Below are 24,628 nucleotides of genomic sequence, written 5' to 3'. Positions count from 1 at the left end.
TAGAGCTTGTGTTCACACCGTGTTTTCCGCAAAATCGCAAAGCATCCGGCTCAGCGGTCCAGCCAGGCGGCGAGGCCGTCCAGCGTCTGCAGCCCGTATTCCACCGCGCCGAAGCCGATGACCACCTGACGCCGCTCGCGGCTGGGATGGAGCTGGCGCATGGTCAGCACCGTCTTGCCGTCATCCTGCTCATCGAAGGTCACCGTGGCGCGGAAACGGTCGGGATCGTCGGGGTCGGGCGTGCCATAGTCCATCACGATCCGTTCGTTCGGCACGATCTCCAGAAAGCGCATGAGGTTCGGGAAGCGCTGCTCCCGGCCCTCGAACACGCCCACCATGTCGAACCGCCAGACCCCGCCCTCGCGGATATCGGCCTCGTGGGTCTCGATGCTGAGGCCGGCCGGGCCGTACCATTGGGCCAGCGCCTCGGGGTCCATCCAGGCGGCAAAGACCTTATCGCGTGGGTGGTTCAGCAGCTTCACCAGCACGATTTCGCGGTCGAGCGACCACGTATCAAACAGGTTTGCCATGTTCTTCATCATCCTCTTCCGTCTTGTCCAAGTAGACTTCCAGCCGATCCAACCGCTCGGCCCAGCGCCGGCGCTCCGCTTCCATCCAGTCCGCCGCCTCGTCGAAGCGCGCCTGCACCAGCCGGCACCAGCGGCTGCGCCCTCGCTTCTCGCTGGCGATCAGCCCGCAATCTTCCAGCACCTTGAGATGCTGGGCGAAGGAGGGCAGCGCCATGTCGAAAGGCTCGGCCAGGGCGCTGACCGGCAACTCGCCCTCGACCAGCCGCGACACCACAGCGCGGCGGGTCGGGTCGCTGAGAGCGTGAAAGGCGAGGTCGAGCGGAGTCGAATGGTAGGGCATGTGCATCAGTAAAGTGGTCGGGGCCGCTGGTCAAGGATAAAAAGGTACTTGCCTTAGTATCCGCGCGCGGATATGAAGGTACTTACCTTAGTGTTCAGTCTCGAATGGAGGGGCGGTTAAGGTGCAGCAACCCGCAAGGAGGACTCCAGTGGTAGTTCGTGTCGATCTCATGATCTCGCTCGATGGTTTCGCGACAACGACGGACCAGACGCCCCAAGCCCCGTTCGGCGAGGACTGGCCGCGCCTCGTCGGCGCATATGCCGCAACGCGAACGTTCCGTGAGCGCGTGCTAAAGGATACCACGGGAGCGGGGACCACAGGTGTCGACGACGAATACGCGAAGGCGTACTTCGCGAATGTGGGCGCCGAGATTATGGGCGCTGGCATGTTCGGACTCCACAACTTTCCCGACGATCCGAACTGGCGTGGCTGGTGGGGCGACGAGCCACCGTTCCGGGTTCCGGTCTTCGTCCTCACCCGCAACCCACGGCCCTCCATGGAGATGGCCGGTGGCACCACTTTCCACTTCCTCAACACCACCCCGGTTGATGCGCTCCAGCAGGCTGTGAGGGTCGCAAACGGCAAAGATGTGAGGATAGGCGGTGGTGCTACCGTCGTTCGCGACTATCTCAAAGCTGGCTTTGTCGACCGCCTTCATGTTGCTATCGCGCCGATTTTGCTCGGGCGCGGCATCCGCCTGTGGGACGATCTGCGCGGCCTGGAAGCTGGCTACACGGTCAAGGCAGAAACGGCACCGAGCGGCACCATCCACCTCACCTTCCAACGCTAGCCGCTCGCCTGTGACTTGGGTGATCATGGACTGTCCACAGGTGGTCCATGATGTCGGCTTCTCGAGTTGCCAGTTCCAGGAGCTGACAGCCTGCTTTCGGCCCCATCTCGGTCATTCAATACTCAAGCTCGATGGTTGCCCTAGACGAGTCCGCTTTGAGTCCCTGGCCTTGAAAGGATCTGAACCATCGACCACCTCATTCGACCACTGCGAGAACGGTGATTTATGAAACGATTGATCCATGGAGAAGATCATACCCCGCACAGGTTTGCAGCCACCGAATCTTGCGAAGAATGACCAACCGGACCTCAACTTTTCCCGGAGACCATTAGGCACAAAATCGCAAACATGACCTGCGCCGCAATTTGTGCAGTGTTGGTGGTCGTATCATACTGCGGCGCGACCTCGACGACATCGCCGCCGACGAAATCAATCCCCTGTAGCCCTCGCAACAGCTGCAGCACATCGGCCGGTGTAAGCCCGCCGACTTCAGGAGTGCCGGTTCCAGGCGCAAATCCGGGATCGACGCTGTCAATGTCGAATGACAGGTAGGTCGGCCCATCGCCGACGATCTGACGGGCTTTCTCGATCACGGCGGCCATTCCGATCTCCGCCACCTCCTCGGCATGGATCACGGTCATTCCACTGTCATAGGAGAATTCCCAGAGATACTCCGCTCCTCCCCTGATGCCGATCTGAATCGTGCGCTCCGGATCCAGAACACCATCGAGAACGGCCAGCCTGAACGGGCCGCCGTGCTGGAACTTAGCGCCCTCATAAGGACCTGCCGTGTCGCAATGGGCATCGATATGGATCATGCCGACAGGCCGCTTCTCTCCCACTGCCTTGAGAATGGATGCACTGATTGAATGATCTCCACCTACGGAAAGCGGTCGGACACCAGCGCCCACAAGCCGTCTGTAGAAGGTTTCGATATCCTGATGGCACATTGCCAGATCAAACCGGCTCTGCATCGGAACATCGCCAATATCGGCTATGTCGGCTAGGGAGAACGGCGCACATTTGAGCACATGCTCGTAAGGCCCGATACGCTCGATTGTTCTGACGGCGCGTGGCCCGAAACGGCTACCGTTCCGGTTCGTCACCCCAAGGTCCATTGGAACTCCAAGCAACGCAATGTCGATACCGCCGAAATCCGGCAGGTCCTGCGCATCGGGACGGCATGGCGCATCCAGAAACGTAGGAATGCCGGCAAAAGGCCATTTTCGGCGATCACTTCCCTTGAACTGGGCGCGGGCAACAGCTGCAAAGGCCGCATCGAAGATGTCACCGCCGGCGGCCGCGGCATATTTCTTCCGGAGCGCTTCAAGTCTTGCGGAGCTGGTCATCGGGATACCTTTCGAAATGGAGGAGTAGGCTGCACATTGCCGTTAGGCCGACGCGTCGAGATAGGAGCTGGCGATCATGCGCATGCGGGCGCGGGACATCGGCGCGCCGTGACCGCCATAGGCAACGGAAATATCGAGATCCCGCAGCCGGCGCATGGTCGTGCTGTAGGCAGATTTGTCGCAGCCGGGCAGATCGTCGACCAATGTGCCGTCATAGATCGCGTCGCCGCTGAAAAAAATGCCTGACGCTTGGTCGAGCAACCCGATCGATCCGGGCGAATGCCCCGGCAGATGCAAGACCTTGTATGATGGACCGCCGATATCCACGGTGTCGTTCTCGGCAAGAACCCTGCCGAGGGGAGCCGCGAGGATCGTGTAGTTGTCCTGCTCGAATGACGGATTCGGCGTTTTTTCCACACCTTGGGGCAATTCACGAAACAGATGTGCCAGCGTGACAGCATCCTCCATCCCGGCAAAACCGTCAGCCTCGGCGGCATGGCCCAGCCGATTTTCGAACTCATGGAACGAGCCGATATGGTCCGCATGGACATGTGTCGCCAGTGCAATGACAGGCTTTCCAATCTCGATATTCAGGAAGGGATGCAGCGGGGCGAGGCCCATCCCGAAATCAATGACCAGATCGGCATCCTTGCCGATGACATGGAAGAGGTTGGCCCTGAAAAACCGGTGCACATTCGGCTCCCAGATGCGCCGGATCGTATCGGTGAGTTGTTCAGCACAAAACCAGTTTGTTCGTTCGTTCATTTTTTGCCGATCAATGTAGGAGATTGCTGAGAAAGCGTTTTGTCCGCTGATGCGAAGGCGAGCCGAACAGTGCTCCGGGCGTTCCCTTTTCAATGATACTGCCGTTGTCCATAAAGACGACCTCGCTTGCGACCTGCCGCGCAAATCCCATCTCATGGGTGACGCAGATCATCGTCATCCCATCTTCGGCGAGCCGAACCATCGTATCGAGCACTTCCTTGACCATCTCCGGGTCGAGTGCGGATGTGGGCTCGTCGAACAACATGATGCCCGGCGTCATGCAAAGCGCACGGGCAATGGCAACGCGTTGCTGCTGCCCGCCCGAAAGTTCACCCGGATAACGATGGGCCTTTTCGGGAATACGTACGCGCTCCAGAAAAGCCATCGCAATGTCCACCGCTTCCGACTGCGGGCGCTTGCGAACCCAGCGCTGCGCCAGCGTGCAATTTTGAAGAACGGTCAGATGCGGGAAAAGATTGAAGTGCTGGAACACCATGCCGACATCCCGCCGCACATGGTCTATTCTCGAATTATCGTCGGTCAGTTCGACGCCGTTGACGACGATCCTGCCGCTCTGGTGTGTTTCCAGACGGTTGATGCATCGGATCAGTGTCGATTTGCCCGATCCGGATGGCCCGCATATGACCACGCGCTCCCCCTGCCCGACCCTCAGTGAGACATCGTGCAGGACATGATAGGTACCGTAAGATTTGTTGACGTCTGACAGTTCGACGGCAAAGGGCCGTTGCGCATCGGGCAACGGAAGTGTCTCGATCATGGCGTTCCTCGTTAGGAATAAAGGGAAATGACGAACGGCTTCTAGCGGTGGCCTTTCGAAAGGGCGCGCTCGATGCGGGACTGTAGAATGGTTAAAACGGAGACCATCGCCATGTAGTAGACGAGTGCTGCGCCATACCATTCAAGGAAGCGGAAGCTCGTTGCGATAGCGAACTGTGTGATCGTCATCAGTTCTTTTAGAGAGATTACGGTTGCAAGGGACGTTGCCTTCAAAAGCGATATGAATTCGTTGACCAATGCAGGCATGGCGATCCGCAGAGCCTGGGGCAGCGTGATCAGCAAGAAGATTTGCCATTTGTGTAAGCCGAGCGCGGCGGCACCCTCCTTCTGGCCTTTCCCCACAGCATCAAAGGCGCTTCGCAGTATCTCGGAGAGATAGGCGATCTGGATGAGCGTCAGGGCAAGGAAGGCCGCAAAGAAAGGCGTGAACCAGCCCGCCCGGAAAATCGGCGATATTTGCGGCAGCCCGTTCCAGACGAAGAGCAGAATTAACAGGGCCGGAGCACCGCGGAATAGCCAGACGTAAGCGCCAACAAAAAAGCGCAACAGCTTGTTTTTGGAGCCGGCAGCGGAACCGAACACCATGCCCAGCACCAGCGAAACGCCCATGACTAGCACGGATAGCACGACCGTCAGCATAGCCCCTTTCGCAAGAGGCCAGCCGAAGAGTGCGGAGAGGAAGAGATTAGAATCGAACATCGTACCGCGCCCCACTCAGTCGTGAGTGACGTCGGTCGATGTTTCCGGCAAGCCCCATTTGGCAAGCAAGGTCTTCATTTCCCCGCTTGCCTGCAGCGCCTCGATTGCTTCCTTGACAAGCTTTCGATCACCGGCGCTCTTGCGCATGTAAATCCCGTATGTCTCGCTCTCGTCATACGTATAGGCGATCTTCAGTCGGTCTGGCATCTGCAGCATACGAAACGCGGCGGTGGTATCCTGCGTGATGGTGCCTGCAGCCCGCCCGACCAATATCTGTTCGATGACGCCCGACGCGGACGGATAGGTTTGGATAACGGCCTCTGGCTTGCCGTCCTTGGCGAACTTGGCATTGAGGTCGGCCATCGTTTTTTCATAGGTCGTGCCGGCCTCGATCGCCATGACCTTGCCATTCATATCTTCTGGCGTCTTCGAGGTCTCGTCTGTTTTGGGTGTGAGCAGAACTACATGCGACCCGAAATAGGGTACGCCGTCGTATTTCTCGAGCCGGGCCGGCGTGATCATGATACCGCTTGCGACAAGATCGCAACGGCCGCTAGCGAGAGAGGGCAGCAACCCCTTGAAATCGCCGACAACAAATTCGGCCTTCGCGCTCCAGTGCTTGGCGATCGCATCGACGACATCGATCTCAAAGCCGACAAGATCAGTGTCACCGGGGTTTTTGTAATATTGCATCGGCGGAAAGTCGCCCGCCGTGCAAACCTTGACCGTTCCGCTCGAAGCAAAGTCCGGTTTGTCACCATCCGCCTGGGCTTGTCCCGCCACTGCCAGAGCAACGAGGCCACCTGAGAACAATCTAGCCACCCATTTCAATCGCTTATCCATTTTTTAATTCCCTCTTTTATTGGGATCTCTTTTTTGAAATCCTTTGCTCATAGCAACACGGAACATTTCAGCAGACAATCTAAATTTTCTGCGATAAAACAAGCAGGAAAACTAAACGAATAATGGACCCCGGACATACTTAGTGCAGGAGACGGAAGAATGTCGTTGCCACCATTGAACGCCCTTCGCGTTTTCGAAAGCGTCGCCCGGCTGAGCCACCTTGGAGCAGCAGCGGCTGAATTGCATGTGACGCCCGGCGCGATCAGTCAGCAGCTTCGCACCCTTCAGGACGCTCTTGATGTGCCCCTGTTCGAGAAGCGTGGTCGACAACTCGTTCTCACCGAATATGGTACGATCCTGCAACGCTCCGCCCGGCAGGCAATGAATGCCTTGACGACCGGTGTTCAGGCAGTTGCCGCGCAAAAATCGAATGATGCTGGCAAAAGTACGCTGACGATCTCCATTCCCCAGGTGCACGGAGTTGCCTGGCTCGCCACCCGACTGTTCGAGTTCATGGCAGAGAACCGAAACATCGCCCTGAATGTGATAACCGCCGGTCGCGCCAGCGATGTGAATTGGCGAAAGGCAGACATTGCAGTTGTTTACGGGGCGCCGCCATGGTCGGGTTTTTGGTGGCAACTGCTTCACGGCATTCGCATGACGCCAGTGTGCAGCCCGCAATTATTGCGTGGCCCACACGCGATCCGGCAAATCGGAGATCTTGGCCATCATCGCCTTCTGCACGAGGACGATGGTTCGCAATGGAAGATATATCAGTCAGCAGCAGGCGTGACCCAGATTGGTCGCTCCGAGGTGTATTTCGACGACTTCGGGATCGTACTGCAGGCGGCGCGCGATGGATACGGCGTTGCGCTGAGCGACGAGATCATATCCGCGCGCGATCTTGACGAAGGACGGCTGGTCCAACCTTTGGCCCTCACAGTACCCGCGCTTCAGAATTATTACTGCCTGTGCACGGAATCGAAACGTGAACGACCCGACGTGAGCCATTTTATCGACTGGCTTGTCGCAGAAGCCGGGAAAGCCACCGACTTGAGTAAGCGACGCCTTTTTCTGCCCTAAAATGTTACTGCATGCGGGCCTCCCATATGGAGGCAAAGCTCCTGCCATATGCGCATCGGCTTAAGTGAATTCCTGGGGCCGTTGTCCGGGATCGCTATGACATAACGACGATATCAGCAACAGCAATTTGACATAACCGGCATGGGCGAGATCCCCATCACCGACCCCGTTGGTCTTGATTGGAGTTCAAACGCATGGCCCACGAATTTCTGCTGCGTTCAAACAAGGAAGTCGTCAGCAAACCTTCGTTTGAAAGTGCCGATAATACGCTAATTTTCACCTATTTTCATTGTAGCGCAGATGTCTACAATCCTTATTAAACTCTTGTATTGAACTGATCATCATATGACTGCGTTGGGTGGTGGAGAGTAAGCCAACGCGAGGTTCGATGATGAAGCCGGAACCATGCCATTTTGGCCGCCACCTCAGGTAACGCTTAAGCAGATGTATTTGATGTCGACATAATCATCTGCTCCGTATTTAGACCCTTCGCGGCCGAGACCAGACTGCTTGATTCCGCCAAACGGAGCCATTTCAGTGGAAATAAGTCCGGTGTTCACACCGACCATGCCGGTCTCCAGCTCCTCGGCAACGCGGAAGATACGAGAGAGGTCACGAGAGTAAAAATATCCGGCGAGACCGAACTCCGTGTTATTCGCCATTTGAATAACCTCCTCCTCCGTGTCGAATGAAAAGAGTGGCGCGAGTGGGCCGAAAGTCTCTTCGCGTGCAACTTTCATTTGGGAGGTCACACCCATCAGGACGGTCGGGGAGAAAAACCGCTCTCCCTGTTCGCCGAATTTCCCACCGACAGTAACGCTTGCGCCCAATGAAAGTGCATCTTCTAGATGTTCTTTGACTTTCTGCACCGCATTGTCGTCGATAAGAGGACCTATCTCAGATCCCTTGGCAAACCCGTTACCAACCTTCAGTCCGGCGACCCGTTTGGAAAGCTTTTCGGAAAACTCTTTATAAACGCCGACTTGAACATAGATTCGATTGGCACAGACACATGTCTGCCCGGCATTTCTGAATTTGGCAATGATGGCCCCCTCCACCGCAGCGTCGATATCAGCATCGTCGAATACGATAAACGGTGCGTTGCCCCCAAGCTCGAGGCTCAACTTTTTGATTTGGTCGGCGCCCTGCCGCATCAAAATACGGCCTACGTTTGTTGAGCCTGTGAATGAAATCTTTCTCACCAACTCGTTGGCGCAGAACCTCGCTCCGACCATAGCAGCGTCTTTCGATGTGATCACGTTGATAACGCCAGGCGGAATGCCGGCTCGCTCCGCTAGAACGCCAAGTGCAAGTGCTGAAAGCGGCGTTTGCGCGGCCGGCTTAGCGACAAGCGAACAGCCAACAGATAGCGCAGGCGCGAGCTTGCGCGCAAGCATGGCACTCGGGAAATTCCAAGGGGTGATAGCACCGACAACACCGACAGGCCTCTTCAGAACAAGGATGCGTTTGTCCTCCTGGTGACCAGGAATCACATCGCCATTGATGCGTTTGGCTTCCTCGGCAAACCACTCAATATAGGCAGCTCCGTACAGAATCTCAGTCCTTGCTTCCTGCAGAGGCTTACCCATCTCCGCAGTCAAGATAATTGCTAGGTCGTCAACGTTTGACACAACAAAATCAAACAACTTACGCAAAAAGAACGCGCGCTGCTTCGCTGTGACTTTTGCCCATGGTTTCTGCGCTCGGTGCGCGGCGTCGATTGCCTGATTTACTTCGTCTAGGCCAAGATCAGGAACCGCCGCAATCTTTCGACCCGTAGCAGGGTCGAGAACGTCGAATGTTGCTCCATTGCGGGCGCTAACCCACCGTCCGGCGATAAACGCTTTGTCGCTGAGTAACCCAGGGTCCTGCAGTCTCGATGCGAGATTGGTGGCGGTCAAAGTTTTCTCCTTAAATGAATACGGCGGAAGTCACGTGTCGCGCCGTTGAATTTTGGGATCCGTTAGCCGGCCAAAGCCGCGAGCGATATCGGTGAAATCGGGCTTTGGCCCAGGACCGCGCTCAGGCGAAGTTTAGCCGAAAACCTTGACCGGCTCACAGGTTTGCGCAAAAGCGGCGTAACCGCACCATCCCATTTTCGATATTCTCCTCCGAGGCGGAAAAGGAGATGCGGATAAAGTCGCTCATATTGGGGCCAAAGGCCGTGCCTGGAACGACAGCGAGCCCTTCAGAACGAAAGAGTTTCTCGGCGAAGTGTGTGCCGGAGAGACCAGTCTCCGAGACGTCGACAAAGCAGAACATTCCACCCCTTGGACGCGTAAATCTCAGCCGCTGGATTGCCGATAATGCCTTGCACATGATATCCCGGCGCCGTCGCAATTCTCCAGAAAAATATCTCATTTCTTCATCACCAGCCGCTTCAAGCGCCATGGCTGCAGCGTCTTGTATAAATGTCGGTGAGCCGAACAGCATGCACTGCGCGAGGTTTTGTAGGTGGTGAGCGGCCGCTAGCGGAGCCAAGGCCCATCCCACGCGCCATCCTGTCATCGCATGTGACTTGGACAAACTGTTGATGATGATCGTCCGGTCCATGACGTCCGGAAACGACGTGATGGAGGAGTATTCGTCATCAAACACCGCAGATCTGTAGACTTCGTCGCTGATGATCCACAAATTGTATTGCTGGGCAACGCTCGCCACGACCTCGAGATCGGATTGGCCGAAAACATATCCACCAGGATTATTTGGCGAGTTAAGAACAATAGCTCGTGTTCGGTCAGTGATCGCAGCGATGAGTTCGGGTTCTGAGAGCTTGCAGGTGGGGCTCTCGAAAGATAGTTTAATGGGTTTGGCAATCGCGCCGCCAGCGCGAATCGTCGCTTCGTAGGTCGCATACCAAGGCTCGAAGTAAAGTACTTCGTCGCCCGCACCGGCAACCACCATCAGGGTTGCGAAAAGCGCGCTTTGAGCCCCGCCAAAAACCGTCACTTGCTCGGCTTGCCAAGGTTGGCCGTCGAACCTGGTTTGTGCAGCGGCAATGTTGGCTCGGAGTTCCGGCGTGCCGGGCACCGGCGCGTAGTGCGTGCGGCCTCCACGCAGGCTCGCAACAGCTGTCTCCAAGATGCGATCCGGCGTGTCAAAGGAGGTATCGCCCAGGCAAAGACTAATCACGTCATCTCCCTTCCCCGAGGCATCCGCGGCAGCGTCAGCAATCGCCCAACCGGCGGATCCTTCACTTGCAATGGCGACCGTATGATCGGAAAATGGTGGCCGAGCACTACGTTGTTTCAAAACAGCTTCCATCAATTCACCTCCAGGAAATGCTCACTCAGTCGCCGAGGGGTTGGCAACTTGCACATAAATACTTTTCGTCGACAGAAACCCATCGAGCTGCTCTGGCCCCATGTCCTTACCGAAGCCAGACTCGCCCAGCCCGCCAAACGGCATCGCTGGATCTAGAAGACCGTGCGCGTTTATGTAGATATTTCCGGCCTTTAGGCGACGAGACAATTGAATTGTTTCGTCGATATGCTGCGAATATACTGCCGCTGCCAGCCCAAAACCCCCGGCATTTGCTCGCTCGACCGCCTCATCGATAGTATCAAATTGTGAGACACCAAGGACTGGACCGAAGATTTCCTCGCGGAAAATGCGCATTTTATCTGAGCAATTGTCAAAGATTGTTGGCCGCAAAATACCGTCGACGCGTTGACTTGGGACGCTCACTTCGCCGGTCACAAGGGCAGCCCCTTCCGCTTGGGCCGAACTAATATGGTCGAGCACCTTGTTCCGGTGTGCCGACGAAACAAGGGGAGTAATTCTAGCGGTAGGGTCGAGGCCAGCGCCTATAGGTAAGCTTTCAGCGCCGGTCCTCAGTTTGTGAATCAGTTCGGCGTGAACGCTTTTGTGGATATAGACGCGTGAGCCCGCGTCGCATACCTGTCCTGAGTTGAGAAATACGCCAGCCAAAATAGCATCGGCAGCTCTGTCCAGGTCTGCCTTGCTGGTGACGATGACCGGCGACTTCCCGCCGAGTTCCAGCGTGAGTCGTTTCATCGTGTCCAGCGACGTCTTGCCGACAGCTTTGCCTACGGGCGTCGAGCCTGTGAAAGAAAGTTTGTCCACGCCCCTATGCGCTGCCAAGGCTTGACCGATAACATGTCCAAACCCGTTGACGATATTGATTACGCCGGCCGGAAAACCCACCAAACTCGCAAGTTGCGCGACGCGCATGGCGGAAAGCGGCGTCTGTTCGGAGGGTTTACAGACAATGGTGCATCCACATGCAAGTGCGGCCGCGAGCTTCCAGGAGAGGATCTGTAGGGGAAAGTTCCACGGCACAATCGCAGCGACCACTCCCACCGGTTCCTTGACAGTGTACATGAGTGTTTCACCCGCCAGCGCTACTGCATTTGTAGTTCTACCGTCGATCTTGCTCGTCCAGCCGGCAAAATATTCGAGGTTGGCAATGGCACCGGCAACATCGATTGACCGGGCCTCTGATATCGCCTTGCCAACATCGATGGCTTCAAGGTGGGAGAGAAAGTCTGCATCGGCCGACATTGCCTCGGCAAGCCGCAATATCAATCGCTGTCGTTCAAGTGGCGCCATTTTGCCCCATGGACCGGCAAGTGCGCTTCGGGCAGAATTTACCGCCAGATCGACATCAGAGAGCGTCCCATTCACAACGCCGGTCAGTCTTTCCCGGGTGAATGGTTCAATAACGTCGATTTGGTCGTCGGTCGTATGGAGCTCTACGCCACCGATGTAATGCCCAATTGGCCGATCCACGAAAGAAATGACATCTTGCGGAACCGTGTATTGAGCGAAGTAGCCGGCGATACTATTTTCCATTCAGTTTATCTTTCGATTGGCGGGCATCGATCATTTTTGCGAAATCGCTCGGTCTCAGAGTTCGGCGGACATTGTCGCCATATCGGGAACATCGGCACGACGCCCGCCCTCGAAATTTAGGCTCGAAGGTAGCGAGCCGCTGTGCTTTGAATTCGTGGAGTCAATCACGACCGTTGGTCGCTTCGGAATAGCCAGTTGGGTCAATTTGGGAAACACAGTTCAGCCAAACCAACGTTTGACGAACGCAAAACATCATGAAGCAGATCAACAAGTAAGGTTGATTGGGTTGGCTGGAGCTTCGCGCACACGGGAGGACAGTCGACTTGCTGTCGCTGACGGATGATTGGCTCAGCCACTGGTCTCAAGCAGTCTTGCAGCCAAGAGAGTGTGTTCGGTACGAGTACCACACCGCGCGTAGTACCGGCGGACGGCGCTCTCAACCGGATCAGACTAAATGTCGAAGGGAACGGGAATGGATAATCGACGCAACACCGCGGTACCAATCTGGTGGTTCGTATTAATTGCCCTACTACTCTGTTTATCACTTACCACAGTACTAATCGTGCAGTTTAGGTTGCCCTCAAAGGGCCAAATGACCTACGCTAAGTACGGCTGTATCCCGAACGATCCATCTAAGCGTGAATGGGGCCAGTATATGGGACTTTCGACCTGCCGATAGGTTCATCGCGCTTGGAGCCACGATGCGATTTGATATTCCGCCGCTTGATAAGATCGACATTCGCCTCTTGAAGGTTTTCAAGGCGGTGACCGAATGCAATGGCTTCGCGGCGGCGGAAGAGACGCTAAACCTCAGCCGATCGACAATCTCTATTCACATTTCCGATCTGGAAACGCGGTTCGGGATAAAGCTGTGTTCGCGCGGTCCTAGCGGGTTTTCGCTCACTTCGGAGGGTAAAGTCGTCTACGAGGCTACACTTCGTCTGTTTGGCGAGTTGAATAACTTTCGGTCCACCGTAGCTGGCGCCAAAGGAAAGCTTATGGGCGAACTATCGGTATGGCTCATGGACAACGTGGCGACAGACCCAAGAAACCCGTTCGGGCCCGCAATGCAAAAGTTTCGCGCACGGCCCAACGAGGTAGAGCTGACGGTGAACGTCGTCCCGTCAAACGACGTGGAAAAAGCAGTTTACGATGGTCGGTGCGACCTCGGCGTCACGGGCAGCAAGACTGACCTTACCGACCTCGCTTACGAAGAACTCCACACGGAGAGCATCGCACTCTATTGCGGTTCGGAACATCCGCTTTTCGGGCGAGACTTGGACAATATGACAGATGAGGACCTTACCGGCGTAGATTTTATCCGCCGGGGATTTGTTACACAGCAACAGGAGATGGTTGAAACGAACTGGAATTCAAGCGTGACGTCAATGCATACCGAAGCTACGTTGCAAATGATACTCACGGGCCTTCACGTTGGCTACTTACCCGAGCACTACGCGTGGCGGTGGGAAAACGATGGTTTGCTTCGAAGGATCAACTCAGCGCGGTTCCGGGTCGATTGGCCCGTGTATTTGGTGTCCAGGAAGCTAGACCGACAATCAGTCCTCATCGCTACAATGCGAAACGACTTGCTGGAGATTTCCAGGTCAATGAGAGGTGGTAGCTAGTAGAGCGTTCGCAGAAGTTGCGCAAGAAAGCGTCCGCCTGCTTCAAATTGATCCTGACTAATGAATTCGTCAGGCTGATGCGCCTGTGAAATGCTACCCGGTCCGAAAACCACAGTCGGTAGTCCTACCGACTGGAAAAAACCGGCTTCGGTCGCGTACGACACTGCTTCCACGTTGTTTGATCCAATCAGTTTCCCAACTAGGCGCTCAGCATCGCTTGAGGCCCAACGCACGAGGGGTGGGATCGAATCGACTTCGCTGATCGTCACCTTTGCATCGGATGCCGTCCTCCTCAATCGAGGCAGAACATCATCGTCAATAAGCTTATTGATACGCCCTAAGATGTAGGCGTAATCTCCTACTAATAGGGGGCGGGCCTCAATGTGAATTTCGCAGTGGGAGGCAATGACATTCGGTGCTGATCCACCCTTGATCAAACCGACCGACAGTGTCGCAAAGGGTACATCAAAATCTTCTGCATCAGGTGCTGGGGAACGCGAAAACTCCTCGGCCAATTGCTCTACGAGTTGCACTATCCGCGCGGCGGCATGGATTGCATTCGATCCCAGATGAGGCAGGCTCGAGTGAGCCGCTTTTCCATGGACTTGGATGTTCCAGTCGATAGCGCCCTTGTGCGCCCCAACAATTCGCATTTCGGTCGGCTCCCCCACGATAACGCACGACGGCGCAGGTACGTGAGTTTTCAAGAAGGAGACAATCGGCTTCACGCCGTCGCAGGTAACCTCCTCGTCGTAGGAGAACGCTAGGTAGAGAGGCTTCGAGAGGCGGCCAAGGTCTATCCCGTTGGCAGCCGATAGACACAAGGCGAGAAAGCCCTTCATGTCGACAGCCCCGCGCCCATAGAGACGGCCGTCGGCAAGTCGAAGTCGAAAAGGGTCGGAGGTCCATGTCTGATTGGTCACTGGCACGACGTCCATGTGGCCTGACAGTACAACGCCACCGGGGACCTTCGGCCCGAAGGCGATCAGCAATGCCTCTTTTTGACCATCGGGCGAACGGAAGCGATCAACCCAGCCACCGAAACCTTTGCAGAGATCGGCTACATAATCAGCAATCTCCAGATTGGACTTGTGAGAAACGGATTCGTAGCCGATGAGTTTTTCGAGGATTTCGACTGCGGTAATGTTCTTCATAAAAATCGGTTCTTTTCTTAAAAAATCGCTAACGGCTCGCACTCGAGTACAAGCCGCCGATCGACTCCCGGACTGCGGGTTAGTCCCCGTAGAGGTCAAATGGGAAGTATTTAGCGTTGATCTCTTTGTAAGTGCCATCTGCGCGGATATGCTTGATTGCAGCATTCAACTTGTCCCGCAATTCGTCGCTGTTTTTCCTGAGGGCAAGCCCAACACCTTCCCCCAGGCAATCAGCATCCTTCTGGGGCGGCCCGACGAGTTCATAGCTGGCCCCATCTGGCCCCTTTAAAAGTTGCTCCTGCGCTCCAACTCGGTCAGAAAAGACGATGTCAACCCGTCCGGCAACGAGATCATTGAACGCTTCAAGCTGGCTGGGATAGACTTTAAGCTCGCTGTTGGCGTAGTGCTTCTCAAGATAGCACGACTGAATTGTTCCACGTTGAACACCAATGGTTTTGCCTTTTAGTCCATCTGGCGTAACATCTAGACCAGAGCCTTTCTTCGCGCTGAATTGCGACGGAGTCTGGTAATACTTTTCAGTAAAGTCGACGCGCTTCTTCCGATCTTCGGTAATGGTCATCGAGGCAGCGATCACGTCGAACTTTTTTGCCAGCAGGCCGGGAACAAGCCCGTCCCAGTCCTGCTTCACAAACTCGCAAGTCACCTTCATGTCGGCACAAATTGCCTTTGCGACGTCTACGTCAAACCCACTCAACGAGCCGTCGGGTTCGAGTTGGTTAAAAGGGGGGTATGCTCCCTCGGTCGCGATACGTAGCGTATCTTCGGCAAACGCATTGTGCCCCGTTGTGAGCGTTGTGGCAGAAAATAGAATAGCTGCGAAAAGTGTTTTCATTTATCCCTCCGAAAGTTCGGTTGTCGTTGTCTTTGCACATAAGTGCAAAGAAACTCTACCGGCCATCGAATGAGAGGCCATGCCGATTAGTAAAACCAAGGTTTGAAGGACGCGGCACTGGCGACTTACGCCGTCGCCCCCATTGGCTGAAGATGGCGGTTTAGCATGGCCTCGAGGAAAACAAAAAGCTTCACAATGCAAAACGTGAGGACCACGTAGATTGTGGCGGCGGCAAGGAAACCTTCGTAGGCGAGGTAGAACATTCCATTCAACGTCCGACCGGCTCCAAGAACGTCCACAATAGTAATTGTGGAAGCGACGACGGTAGCTTGGAGCGCAAAGATCACCTCGTTTGAATAAGTCGGCAGCATGATCCTGAATGCTCTTGGAACAATAATCCGCCTTAACCGCGTCATCGTCCGCATGCCGCATGCTTTCGCAGCTTCTATCTCGCCAGAAGGCACTGATCGAATACCCGCGCACACGATCTCGGTCACATAAGCGGCGGTATTAACGGTAAAGGCGACAAAGGCACAACCCCAAGCCCCCTTGAAAATCGGCCATAAGAAGCTCTGCCGTACGATTTCGAACTCGCTCGCGCCATAATATAACAGATACGTCTGCACAAGCAGCGGCGTTCCCCGGAAGAGGTAGGTGTACGACAAGATAAGGGGACTCAGGAGCGGAACCCTATGAGCCCGGGCGATCCCGAGCGGAAGAGCCACAAGAGCACCAACTATTGTAGTCGATAGAAATAAGAGGAGGGTATTGAGCAACCCTTTAGCAAAGAGTTCCCAGTTTGCAAAAACGAGCATGAAGTCGATTGGCGAAGTGTTGGTGCTGAAGTCTGTGACTGTCTGTAACATGGTCTCACCTAGACTTCGGTTGGGGGCTATAGCGTTGCGTGAGAATGTGAAAAATGACCCCAGAAATCATTGTAATAATGAGATATAGGATCATTGCTACTCCCATGAACACGAACATATGACGGGTAGTCCGTCCAGCTTGAAAACTATTGAAGACCATGTCCTGAAGACCGATCACCGAGACAAGAGCGGTGGTCTTCATGAGGATCTGCCAGTTGTTGCCGATGCCAGGCAGCGCATAGCCTAGAAGCTGTGGCCAGATGATGCGTGTGAATAGGCGCCACCGCGATAATCCGAACGCCATTCCAGCCTCGATTTGCCCTTTTGGAATAGCAAGTGCTGCGCCACGGAAGGTTTCAATCATGTAGGCGCCAAAAATGATCGCAATCGTAATCGTGCCTGCCCCGAAAGCACTCACTTCAACATAGTCCCAAAGGCCCGTCGTCGCGCCCAGTTGATTGAGCAACGTCTGGCCGCCGAAGTAGAACAGTAGCATCAGGACAAGATCTGGAACACCCCGGATGAGCGTCGTGTAGGCGGTGACAATTTTTCGTGAAAACCGGCTTCCCGTCAGGCTGAACAGCGCACCCAACAATCCGATGGCAAGTGATCCTGAGAGGGACAGGACCGCAACGACGATTGTGACGGCCGTCCCACTCAGGATCAGCGGGAGATATATCTTAACAAGGTCCAACATCTTCAAGCCCTCGAGCGCGCGAGGAACTTTTGAAGATGTTCTGATCTCGGGTTGAGGAGAACCTCTTCCGGCGGTCCATGCTCCTCAAGCAGGCCGTTTCGAAGATACATGACCTCTGTGGAGACATCACGCGCGAATGCAATCTCGTGCGTAACGACAAGCATGGTCCGCCCTTCCTCGGCCAATGCGCGCATCACTTTTAGGACTTCACCCACCAGTTCCGGATCAAGAGCCGAAGTGGGCTCATCGAACAATAGTACATCGGGATTCATTGCCAGCGCGCGTGCGATAGCCGCTCTCTGTTGCTGCCCCCCGGAGAGATGCGTGGGATAATAAGAGCGACGATCAAACAAACCAACTTTCGCGAGTGTTTCGTCTGCACGCTGAATGGCTTCCTTCCGTGGCACGCCAAGCACCGAGATCGGTGCTTCAATGACGTTTTCCAAAACAGTCAGGTGGGGCCAAAGGTTGAAGCTTTGGAAAACCATAGCGAGCTTTGAGCGAAACCGCGCAAGTTGCTTGCTGTTCGCCGCCTGCATCCCGCCATGGGGATGTGACCGCAATTCGAGACGTTCACCCTTTACGTGGATAGAACCAGACGAAGGACGCTCGAGGAGATTGGTGCATCTGAGGAAAGTGCTCTTTCCAGAACCGGATGCTCCGATGATTGAGATAACATCGTGATCTCTTGCGGTGAGCGAGATGCCTTTCAAAACCTCAAGAGTGCCAAAGCTTTTGTGGATATTGTCTATTCTCAAGGCTTCGGCTGGACCGCCAACGATTTGAATTGCCATTGTTCCCTCAACTTGTTTCTTCTTCAATAGTGGGAACAATGGAGCGTGAAGAGCCCGATGCTTCAAACAAAGGTTTGAGAGTGTGTCACGACCTTACGGCTGCGTGCGCCTATCGTGTCCGCACGCAGCGCACACGAGTGCTTATGAGATTTAGCGAGTGCGATACTGCACGTGCGGGTTTAGGATGCCAACAGGATCCAGTGCGGTGCGAATTGAGTTCATAACGCCGATCTCCTCAAAAGAACGCGATCGCCATAAATGGTCGGCCTTTTCCCGCCCTATCCCGTGCTCCGCAGAGACCGAAGTTGGCCAGTAGTCGGTTAGAGTCTCATACACACATGTTTCGATTATGTGATCAGCTTCAGCGACGGTATTGTCATGCCCGATCATAAAGTGGACATTTCCATCTGCGAGATGTCCAAAATTATAGGGCACCGCATACGGCAACGCTTCCCCGAGTCGCTTCTCGACCTTCTCCACGTAAGTGGCGTAATCCTGCGGTCTCATGCTGACATCGAAGGACAGCACGCGCGGGTGGCTCGTTTCGATAAATTCGGAGCCATCTCGGATAGACCAGAATGCCTCCTCGCCGGATCGCGAGTCAGCTAGGGCGCTTTCTTGAATGAGGTCGACGTCGTCGAGTGACCGCACGAGAACGTCTTGTGCGGAAATATCAGCATCAATCCCTTCGACTTGTGCAAGTATATAGATTGGAAACGCATCGGACAGAGGCGGCGGCGAACCTTTCGAGATGGCTTTGCTTACTGTCTTGAAATAACGGTTCCACATAATCTCCATAGATAACAGGGACTGGCCGCACCGGCACTCGAGAGTCGCCATTACTGCCAATGCATCGTCGAGACTGTTCAATGCTAGGAGCACGCTTGCTGTGTCAGATGATGGCCGCGTTAGCCTCAGAACCGCTTTTGTAACAACACCAAGCGTTCCTTCCGATCCGACAAATAAATGCTTCAAATCGTAACCGGTATTATTCTTTACGAGACCGCCCGTATCCGAAAGGATACGTCCGTCGGAAAGAACAGCCTCAATGCCCACAACATTTGCTCGCGTCATTCCGAAGCGGACGACCGAGTTGCCACCGGCATTCGTCGCAATGTTGCCACCTATCGTGCAACTGCCCCTGGCGCCAAAATCGACCCCATATCGAAATCCGTGTTCAGAGACGAAACGATGGATCTCCTCCAGCTTGACGCCGGCGTCGACAAATAACAGTTTTCGTATTGGATCAAGTGAGTGGATCTTGTTTAGTCGTTCGGTCGACAGGCCAACCACCGGTCCAAACAAATCGGTCCCCCCCACGAGCCCAGTCATCCCTCCCAGGGTTACGACGGGCACCGCCTGTGCATTCATAATTCCAAGGCAGCGAGACACATCCTCGGTCGACCCCGGTCGAACCACAAGTCGCGGTGCGTCTGGGCTGGAAAAGACATGGTTCGGACCGACGACTCCTTCCAGAAGGTCTTTGATGCCGTCTGTTGTCATTGACGGCCCTGCCCCGAAAACATGTCCGCTTCGCTGTCGATCTGGAGAACGGTGGGTTTTCTCCGGTGGAATGCTGCACTTAACTCCTCACCCAGTTGCTTCAGATCGTCGATCTGGACCGCGTGGCAACCAAAGCCGCGGGCAATCATCAAAAAGTCCGGGGTGTAGAGATCGACGCCAACTGTGGGAATGCCGGACGCGATCATCGCGTCTCGGATTTCGCCGTACGCTCGATTATTCCAAACAATTATCGGAAGAGCGAGGTCGTTTTCGACGGCAGTTGTCAATTCCTCAATCGAATATAGGAAGCTTCCATCCCCAACAATAGCCAGCACTTCACGATCTGGCTTACCGATCTTTGCACCGACGGCCGCCGGCATAGCGCTTCCCAAAGTGCCGTACCCATTGGGAAAGAGCCAGGTGCCCGGTGTGGCTGTTGGGTAATAGTGATTGCCGGTGTAAGCAAGTTGAGTGGAATCGGCGCAGATGATGGCATCCGGCTGCAGTGTCTTGGCGAGAACATCGAGGACGAGCTTGTGTTTGGGCGACTCGACGGACCAGCCGGCATCCTTGGCATTTTCGGAGTTGATTGCCGCCACTCGTGCCTCCACCGAACCATCGTTTAGAGTTGTCCCGTCCTCGCATTTCTCGAGCAGTGCATCCAATGCGGTGCCTGCGTCCGAAAAAATTGCAATTGTGGGACGATAATTCATTGTGAGTTGCTTAGGATCGATATCGATGCGGATCAGCTTGCCATTAATTTTGTAACTGCGGCCGGTGTAGAGCAAATCCGTCTCGCCCAGTTCGGTACCGACTGCGAGCACGACGTCCGCATCGGCAATCGCCTTGGCCGTTGCCTCGAACGGCAGGCCGGAACCCAGCGAGAGTGGATCGCCGTCCTGCAATATTCCCTTACCGGTATTGGTCGTTACAACCGGGATGCCAAGCCGCCGCGCCAACAGGCCGACTTTCTCCGCCGCAAATCGTGCTCCGCCGCCAGCTATAATCAGCGGACGCTTGGCGTCCAGCAACATATTTGCTGCCTCCGCTATTGCGGCAGGTTGCGGGCCGGGACGATAGACCGTGGGCTTAGCTCCTGATGGTACGGGGGCAGCCGACGCCAATAGATCCCGTGGGATTTCGATTAACGAAGGACGTGGCCTCCCAACTTCGATCAGCGACATCGCTCTGTGAAAAATCTCTTCGACGTTCGAAGCGTCGAGAAGCGTATGCGAGAATGCGGAAATCTGCTCCTGCACTGCAGACTGCGACTTCGTTTCGTGCAATGCGCCCCGACCAACACCGATTTCCGCGATGAGGTTATTTGAGGCGATGACGAGCATCGGAATTGAATCCGAGTATGCTTCGGCAATGCCAGTTGATGCATTCAAAACGCCTGGCCCCGTGATGAGCATGCATGCGGCCGGACGGCCAGTTGCAAACGCGTAGCCATAGGCCATGAAGGCGGCACCCTGCTCGTGCCTTGGCGTGATGTGGCGGATGTTGCGGTCGGGCAGGGATTTGTAAAAGTCGACCGTATGTACGCCGGGAATCGAAAAGATGGTGTCGACTTCATAAGTCTCCATCAAGCGCAAGATGGCGTCCGCAACAGTGGTTTTTTGCGTCTTTGTTTCCGTGCTCATCAGAGTGTACCGCCTTTCGTTACCGCCATCACGGCACGAGCGATCTTGCGAGCCGCCTCTGTGATGTCACGGGTCCCAATATGTTCTTCAGGCGTATGCGCCCATTTTTCGTCACCCGGGCCGAGGCCGATGGTGGGAATACCCGCTTCGTTCATGAAGGTACCATTGACGCCGAAACGCCAGGCGGAGATGACCGGCTTTGTACCATCGACATCCTCTGCAGCGAAAATCGCTGCCTGGGCAACTGGACTATCTTCAGATGTATACATGAGCGGATAGTGATTGATCAGTTCGACTGTCCATTCCGTTCCTTCGCCATTGAGGTTGGTCGATCGAAGGATATTCACGATTTCGGTCTCGCAACTATCTGAGCTTTCGCCGCGAACATATCTGCGATCGACTCGCAGAGTTACGAGATCGGGAACGACGGCTGTTCCATTGTCGGGCGAGGAGTGCATTCCCGTGATCGTGACCGTTGCAGGTCCCAAGAGTTTGTCTTGTTTGAGACCTTCAGCATAATGCTGGAGCTGATCGATGAAAGACGTGGAAAGGTAGATGGCATTCACGCCGTTCGAGGGTTCAGAAGCATGGGAAGTCCGGCCGATGAACTTTACTTCAAATTCCAATTTGCCGCGGTGGCCGAGGTAAACATGGCCCTTTGTCGACTCGACGGAAATTCCGAAGTCTGCTCGCAATCCGCCCTGAATGACGGATTTTACGCCGTTTGGAGAATCCGTTTCTTCTTCGATGTCAGCGACGACGATAACATCCCCGCCGGGCTTCAGCCCTGCGCGCTTCAGCGCGCCGACGGCATGGACTGCCGCTATAACATTGCATTTCATATCGCAAGAGCCACGGCCGAATATCGCAGTACCTTCTTCGCCCCAGCGCGACGCGCCGACGAGTTCGCCGGAAAAAGCGTTCTGCATCGCACCAACCGGCACGTGATCGATGTGACCGTTCACCATGACAGACGGGCCGCTGTTGTCGCCAAACACGATCCCGATCACATTGCCATTCTGGTCGATTTCGACCTTATCGAATTGCTGAGCTCTCATCTGCTCAGCCACAAAACTGGCAACCATTGCTTCTTGGCCGGTCAGACTTTCAATCTGCACGACTTTCTGACACGCTTGAATGAGTACATCGTTCTTGATCGCCTCATCTATGGCCGCGCCGACGGTGTTTTTCTTCAACAACTTGCTATCTCCCATATTTGTCGACTGTCGACAATAAAATTCCAACGTTCCTGCTTCGTGATTTTAGGGCTTCACGTTTGTTCCGAAACCTAATTGCGCCAAACTATGGTTTGAGGGTCGCTAACGTTGGCGACCCTCGCGCCCATTTCACGATTTGGAGAATGTCTCCAGCGACGCCATGATGTGCCGCGTTAACGCTTCGCTCGCCCGTTCCGGATCGCCTGTCTCGATCGCTTCTACAAGCGGTTCATGCTCTCGCGCAACGTCGACAAGATTTCCATAGGATGCGTTGTCGATGGTCAACGCCAGACGCATGTGATCGAAAAGCAGACCCGCAATTTTTTGAATGTAAGGGTTATCGGCCATCCTCCAGAGTGCCTCATGGAATACCAGTTCCGCTTCGACAAGACCGGGAAGATCCCCTTCTTCAGCTCGATCAGACATCGCGGTTATGAGACGCCGCAACTCTGCGATATCCTCTTTCGAGTGCCTCTTCGCGACGGCTTGTATTGCCAATGACTCGATAGAATTCCGCACCGCATAAAGTTCACGGATTTTGTCTGCGCTCATTTGGATGACAGAGGGACCGAAGTGTGTCCTGTTCTCTAGAAGGCCTGCTTCCATGAGGCGGTTCACGGCTTCACGCACCGGGGCCCGACTGATTCCGAGTGAGCGAGCAATCGTCGCCTCAACAAGCCGTTCACCCTGCGGGAGTTGGCCCGACAGGATGCGATTGCGCAGGTCAGAATACACCTGGTTCGCAACAGAATGCCGCTGGATCACCAACGCACCCGGCTCCTCTTGTTTTATCGTACCCATATATCGCTGCTCCTCGGCGCCGGATGAGTTGTTTTGCACGTTCATCCGGCTTTAGGTCAATTTGCACCAAAATTCGATAGATAAGCTCCTAATCGGTCAAAAGTTTCGATCGATTCGAGCGCAAAAAGAATGTTATGCCGCCTGCCTGGGATTAGGCAGACTTCCGAATCGCCACCCGACCCTGTCCAACTATGCCGGCAGCCTTGTCCAACGCTGCGACAACTTCATCGGATTGTTCGTTTGTCAGAACCAGCGGAGGAAATATTTTCAACCCGGGAGGGTCGATCTCAGACACGCTGTGGCACAGGACACCAGCCGCGAAAATCTCGCGATAAAGAGCCCGCCCGGCATCACGGCTGGTTAGCCCGATCGAGATCGCCAAACCGAAGGACGAAACATCGGTCAGGATGTCTGGATGACGTTGGCAAACTTCACCGAGCTTCTGGGTAAGATATGCGCCGACCGATTTGACGTTCTCAAGTAACTCAGCGCTGGATGCGACTTCGAGCACCTCCGCAGCCACGACGCAGCTGATTTCGTTACCGCCGAGGCTGGAAATATAAGCGAAGCGGTGCTGGTTCATGCACTGCTCGTATATGTCTTCTCGCATAAGCACCGCGCTGGCCGGGTAAAGGCCACCCGAGAGGCCTTTACCCGTAATCAACATAGCCGGCTCGATGTCGTACTGCTCGGTTGCCCATAGCGTACCAGTACGTCCGAGACCGGCCCGTGTCTCGTCGATGATGAACAGGATGCCGCGCTCTTGGCACAAGCGCGAAGCCGCCTCGAGGAACCCCTTGGGTGCCGGCGCAAACGTCTCATAGTCCATCGGCTCAATGATAAAGGCGGCGATGTCCTTGGTCAGAAGGCGATCTAGCTCTTCCGTATCGCCGAAGTTTTCCAAGAAGCTGGCATGTGTGGGTAGATTATAGTGATCGATGATACCCTCTTCGGGCGAGCCTGTTACAATGGCAGCAAAGCCCGTGTGACCATGGTAACCATGCCGGTATGCTAGCATGCGTTGACGCTTGGTCACTCGGAAGGCAAACATGGTCGCCAGATCGACGGAGAGCGTCGAGCAGAGTGTGACGACGCTTCGGTTGAGACACGGCTTGGGGGCCAATTCCGCAAGCCGATCTTGAAGCTTGAGATACTCAGCGTTGGGAACGGACCACAACCCCGTATCGCGCCCGTCATCAAGAGCCTTCCGAAGCGCCTGAAGAACCTTTGGATGGCGGTGGCCTAATGCGTGGACGCCGCCGCCCGCTCCACAATCGATCAGCCGGCGCTGCCCTTCGACATCCCACATGTACACACCTTCCCGGCGACCGATGACAAACTCTGCACCCTTGGCAAGCTGGCGCTCGGCGTTGGAGCGCCAGGAACGCTCGATAAATGCACCAAAGATCTCGGCGCTTGTGTTGAGATATTCTTCCTTCACTTGGGTCATGCTATTTCCG

23 protein-coding genes are annotated in these 24,628 nt (G+C 55.1%); 3 read left to right on the top strand and 20 right to left on the bottom strand.

The annotated features are described in order from the left end of the window. Nucleotides 1-50 precede the first annotated feature (50 nt). Together V9K95_RS15625 and V9K95_RS15620 are read right to left on the bottom strand one after the other, a co-directional pair. Nucleotides 51-539, bottom strand: coding sequence for an SRPBCC family protein (locus tag V9K95_RS15625; protein WP_336441087.1), 489 nt, complete (start codon nt 537-539; stop codon nt 51-53). Beyond that, nucleotides 514-870, bottom strand: a complete 357-nt coding sequence (locus V9K95_RS15620) for an ArsR/SmtB family transcription factor (RefSeq protein ID WP_336441088.1) — start codon at nt 868-870, stop codon at nt 514-516. The genes V9K95_RS15625 and V9K95_RS15620 overlap by 26 nt, the downstream gene beginning before the upstream one ends. A 148-nt stretch (nt 871-1,018) precedes the next feature. Here V9K95_RS15620 and V9K95_RS15615 point away from each other — a divergent pair, with 148 nt between their 5' ends. Beyond that, on the top strand, nt 1,019-1,660 hold the full coding sequence (locus tag V9K95_RS15615; protein WP_336441089.1) for a dihydrofolate reductase family protein: 642 nt from the start codon (nt 1,019-1,021) through the stop codon (nt 1,658-1,660). A 308-nt stretch (nt 1,661-1,968) separates the two neighbouring features. Here the strand turns inward: V9K95_RS15615 and speB are convergent, their stop codons facing one another. From speB to V9K95_RS15590, 5 genes are read right to left on the bottom strand one after another with little or no spacing between them, the layout of a single operon-like run. Next, a complete protein-coding gene (speB, locus tag V9K95_RS15610; RefSeq protein ID WP_336441090.1) occupies nt 1,969-3,009 on the bottom strand; it encodes an agmatinase in 1,041 nt (346 codons plus the stop codon). A gap of 42 nt (nt 3,010-3,051) precedes the next feature. After that, nucleotides 3,052-3,774, bottom strand: coding sequence for an MBL fold metallo-hydrolase (locus V9K95_RS15605; RefSeq protein WP_336441091.1), 723 nt, complete (start codon nt 3,772-3,774; stop codon nt 3,052-3,054). Nucleotides 3,775-3,784: 10 nt separating this feature from the next. Beyond that, a complete protein-coding gene (locus V9K95_RS15600) occupies nt 3,785-4,552 on the bottom strand; it encodes an amino acid ABC transporter ATP-binding protein (protein WP_336441092.1) in 768 nt (255 codons plus the stop codon). A 41-nt stretch (nt 4,553-4,593) separates the two neighbouring features. Next, nucleotides 4,594-5,271, bottom strand: a complete 678-nt coding sequence (locus tag V9K95_RS15595; RefSeq protein ID WP_336441093.1) for an amino acid ABC transporter permease — start codon at nt 5,269-5,271, stop codon at nt 4,594-4,596. 15 nt (nt 5,272-5,286) lie between these two features. Continuing rightward, nucleotides 5,287-6,114: a transporter substrate-binding domain-containing protein gene (locus V9K95_RS15590; RefSeq protein ID WP_336441094.1), complete on the bottom strand. Its 828-nt coding sequence runs from the start codon at nt 6,112-6,114 to the stop codon at nt 5,287-5,289. Between the two features lie 159 nt (nt 6,115-6,273). Between V9K95_RS15590 and V9K95_RS15585 the strand changes: the two genes are divergently transcribed. Then, the gene (locus V9K95_RS15585) at nt 6,274-7,197 is read left to right on the top strand and encodes a LysR substrate-binding domain-containing protein (RefSeq protein ID WP_336441095.1); all 924 of its coding nucleotides are present in this window, start codon (nt 6,274-6,276) and stop codon (nt 7,195-7,197) included. 425 nt (nt 7,198-7,622) lie between these two features. Here V9K95_RS15585 and V9K95_RS15580 read toward each other — a convergent pair whose 3' ends face one another. The 3 genes from V9K95_RS15580 to V9K95_RS15570 all read right to left on the bottom strand — a co-directional run bounded on the left by V9K95_RS15580 (nt 7,623) and on the right by V9K95_RS15570 (nt 12,012). Further along, a complete protein-coding gene (locus tag V9K95_RS15580; RefSeq protein ID WP_336441096.1) occupies nt 7,623-9,098 on the bottom strand; it encodes an NAD-dependent succinate-semialdehyde dehydrogenase in 1,476 nt (491 codons plus the stop codon). 154 nt (nt 9,099-9,252) lie between these two features. Continuing rightward, nucleotides 9,253-10,461, bottom strand: coding sequence for a pyridoxal phosphate-dependent aminotransferase (locus V9K95_RS15575; RefSeq protein ID WP_336441097.1), 1,209 nt, complete (start codon nt 10,459-10,461; stop codon nt 9,253-9,255). 21 nt (nt 10,462-10,482) lie between these two features. Next, a complete protein-coding gene (locus V9K95_RS15570) occupies nt 10,483-12,012 on the bottom strand; it encodes an aldehyde dehydrogenase family protein (protein WP_336441098.1) in 1,530 nt (509 codons plus the stop codon). Between the two features lie 701 nt (nt 12,013-12,713). Between V9K95_RS15570 and V9K95_RS15565 the strand changes: the two genes are divergently transcribed. After that, entirely contained in the window at nt 12,714-13,640 is a 927-nt protein-coding gene (locus tag V9K95_RS15565; RefSeq protein ID WP_336441099.1) for a LysR family transcriptional regulator, read from the top strand. On the opposite strand, the gene argE is transcribed toward V9K95_RS15565, so the two are convergent. The 10 genes from argE to V9K95_RS15515 all read right to left on the bottom strand — a co-directional run bounded on the left by argE (nt 13,637) and on the right by V9K95_RS15515 (nt 24,618). Beyond that, nucleotides 13,637-14,794 (bottom strand): acetylornithine deacetylase, encoded by a 1,158-nt coding sequence (argE, locus tag V9K95_RS15560; RefSeq protein WP_336441100.1) that lies wholly within the window; start codon nt 14,792-14,794, stop codon nt 13,637-13,639. The two genes, V9K95_RS15565 and argE, sit on opposite strands and share 4 nt — an antisense overlap. A 79-nt stretch (nt 14,795-14,873) precedes the next feature. Continuing rightward, the gene (locus V9K95_RS15555; protein WP_336441101.1) at nt 14,874-15,647 is read right to left on the bottom strand and encodes an ABC transporter substrate-binding protein; all 774 of its coding nucleotides are present in this window, start codon (nt 15,645-15,647) and stop codon (nt 14,874-14,876) included. Nucleotides 15,648-15,772: 125 nt separating this feature from the next. Next, nucleotides 15,773-16,513: an ABC transporter permease gene (locus V9K95_RS15550; RefSeq protein ID WP_336441102.1), complete on the bottom strand. Its 741-nt coding sequence runs from the start codon at nt 16,511-16,513 to the stop codon at nt 15,773-15,775. Between the two features lie 4 nt (nt 16,514-16,517). Then, nucleotides 16,518-17,210: an ABC transporter permease gene (locus tag V9K95_RS15545; RefSeq protein WP_336441103.1), complete on the bottom strand. Its 693-nt coding sequence runs from the start codon at nt 17,208-17,210 to the stop codon at nt 16,518-16,520. A gap of 2 nt (nt 17,211-17,212) precedes the next feature. After that, nucleotides 17,213-18,004 carry an ABC transporter ATP-binding protein gene (locus V9K95_RS15540; RefSeq protein WP_336441104.1) on the bottom strand — a complete coding sequence of 264 codons (792 nt, stop codon included), beginning with the start codon at nt 18,002-18,004 and terminating at the stop codon, nt 17,213-17,215. Nucleotides 18,005-18,154: 150 nt separating this feature from the next. After that, entirely contained in the window at nt 18,155-19,507 is a 1,353-nt protein-coding gene (locus V9K95_RS15535) for an FAD-binding oxidoreductase (RefSeq protein WP_336441105.1), read from the bottom strand. After that, the gene (locus V9K95_RS15530; RefSeq protein ID WP_336441106.1) at nt 19,504-21,150 is read right to left on the bottom strand and encodes a 5-guanidino-2-oxopentanoate decarboxylase; all 1,647 of its coding nucleotides are present in this window, start codon (nt 21,148-21,150) and stop codon (nt 19,504-19,506) included. Before V9K95_RS15530 ends, V9K95_RS15535 begins: the two co-directional genes overlap by 4 nt. Then, nucleotides 21,150-22,349: a M20 family metallopeptidase gene (locus V9K95_RS15525; RefSeq protein WP_336441107.1), complete on the bottom strand. Its 1,200-nt coding sequence runs from the start codon at nt 22,347-22,349 to the stop codon at nt 21,150-21,152. The genes V9K95_RS15530 and V9K95_RS15525 overlap by 1 nt, the downstream gene beginning before the upstream one ends. Nucleotides 22,350-22,496: 147 nt before the next feature. Next, the gene (locus V9K95_RS15520) at nt 22,497-23,168 is read right to left on the bottom strand and encodes a GntR family transcriptional regulator (protein ID WP_336441108.1); all 672 of its coding nucleotides are present in this window, start codon (nt 23,166-23,168) and stop codon (nt 22,497-22,499) included. Nucleotides 23,169-23,319: 151 nt separating this feature from the next. Beyond that, on the bottom strand, nt 23,320-24,618 hold the full coding sequence (locus V9K95_RS15515) for a class-III pyridoxal-phosphate-dependent aminotransferase (RefSeq protein ID WP_336441109.1): 1,299 nt from the start codon (nt 24,616-24,618) through the stop codon (nt 23,320-23,322). Nucleotides 24,619-24,628 lie beyond the last annotated feature (10 nt).

The organism is Phyllobacterium sp. CCNWLW183 (assembly GCF_037203775.1).
GTDB classification, from domain to species: Bacteria; Pseudomonadota; Alphaproteobacteria; order Rhizobiales; family Rhizobiaceae; genus Phyllobacterium; species Phyllobacterium ifriqiyense.
The sequence above is the reverse complement of the archived record's forward strand: the minus strand, read 5'-3'. Positions and strand labels throughout refer to the sequence as shown.

What these genes read in the sequence shown, in the direction of transcription:
- V9K95_RS15515 (WP_336441109.1), bottom strand. Translation starts at nt 24,618, where the DNA reads ATGACCCAAGTGAAGGAAGAATATCTCAACACAAGCGCCGAGATCTTT.
- V9K95_RS15530 (WP_336441106.1), bottom strand. Translation starts at nt 21,150, where the DNA reads ATGAGCACGGAAACAAAGACGCAAAAAACCACTGTTGCGGACGCCATC.
- V9K95_RS15585 (WP_336441095.1), top strand. Translation starts at nt 6,274, where the DNA reads ATGTCGTTGCCACCATTGAACGCCCTTCGCGTTTTCGAAAGCGTCGCC.
- V9K95_RS15575 (WP_336441097.1), bottom strand. Translation starts at nt 10,461, where the DNA reads ATGGAAGCTGTTTTGAAACAACGTAGTGCTCGGCCACCATTTTCCGAT.
- V9K95_RS15600 (WP_336441092.1), bottom strand. Translation starts at nt 4,552, where the DNA reads ATGATCGAGACACTTCCGTTGCCCGATGCGCAACGGCCCTTTGCCGTC.
- V9K95_RS15555 (WP_336441101.1), bottom strand. Translation starts at nt 15,647, where the DNA reads ATGAAAACACTTTTCGCAGCTATTCTATTTTCTGCCACAACGCTCACA.
- V9K95_RS15625 (WP_336441087.1), bottom strand. Translation starts at nt 539, where the DNA reads ATGAAGAACATGGCAAACCTGTTTGATACGTGGTCGCTCGACCGCGAA.
- V9K95_RS15590 (WP_336441094.1), bottom strand. Translation starts at nt 6,114, where the DNA reads ATGGATAAGCGATTGAAATGGGTGGCTAGATTGTTCTCAGGTGGCCTC.
- V9K95_RS15605 (WP_336441091.1), bottom strand. Translation starts at nt 3,774, where the DNA reads ATGAACGAACGAACAAACTGGTTTTGTGCTGAACAACTCACCGATACG.
- V9K95_RS15550 (WP_336441102.1), bottom strand. Translation starts at nt 16,513, where the DNA reads ATGTTACAGACAGTCACAGACTTCAGCACCAACACTTCGCCAATCGAC.
- V9K95_RS15535 (WP_336441105.1), bottom strand. Translation starts at nt 19,507, where the DNA reads ATGACAACAGACGGCATCAAAGACCTTCTGGAAGGAGTCGTCGGTCCG.
- V9K95_RS15540 (WP_336441104.1), bottom strand. Translation starts at nt 18,004, where the DNA reads ATGGCAATTCAAATCGTTGGCGGTCCAGCCGAAGCCTTGAGAATAGAC.
- V9K95_RS15565 (WP_336441099.1), top strand. Translation starts at nt 12,714, where the DNA reads ATGCGATTTGATATTCCGCCGCTTGATAAGATCGACATTCGCCTCTTG.
- V9K95_RS15570 (WP_336441098.1), bottom strand. Translation starts at nt 12,012, where the DNA reads ATGGAAAATAGTATCGCCGGCTACTTCGCTCAATACACGGTTCCGCAA.
- V9K95_RS15520 (WP_336441108.1), bottom strand. Translation starts at nt 23,168, where the DNA reads ATGGGTACGATAAAACAAGAGGAGCCGGGTGCGTTGGTGATCCAGCGG.
- V9K95_RS15545 (WP_336441103.1), bottom strand. Translation starts at nt 17,210, where the DNA reads ATGTTGGACCTTGTTAAGATATATCTCCCGCTGATCCTGAGTGGGACG.
- V9K95_RS15595 (WP_336441093.1), bottom strand. Translation starts at nt 5,271, where the DNA reads ATGTTCGATTCTAATCTCTTCCTCTCCGCACTCTTCGGCTGGCCTCTT.
- V9K95_RS15620 (WP_336441088.1), bottom strand. Translation starts at nt 870, where the DNA reads ATGCCCTACCATTCGACTCCGCTCGACCTCGCCTTTCACGCTCTCAGC.
- argE (WP_336441100.1), bottom strand. Translation starts at nt 14,794, where the DNA reads ATGAAGAACATTACCGCAGTCGAAATCCTCGAAAAACTCATCGGCTAC.
- speB (WP_336441090.1), bottom strand. Translation starts at nt 3,009, where the DNA reads ATGACCAGCTCCGCAAGACTTGAAGCGCTCCGGAAGAAATATGCCGCG.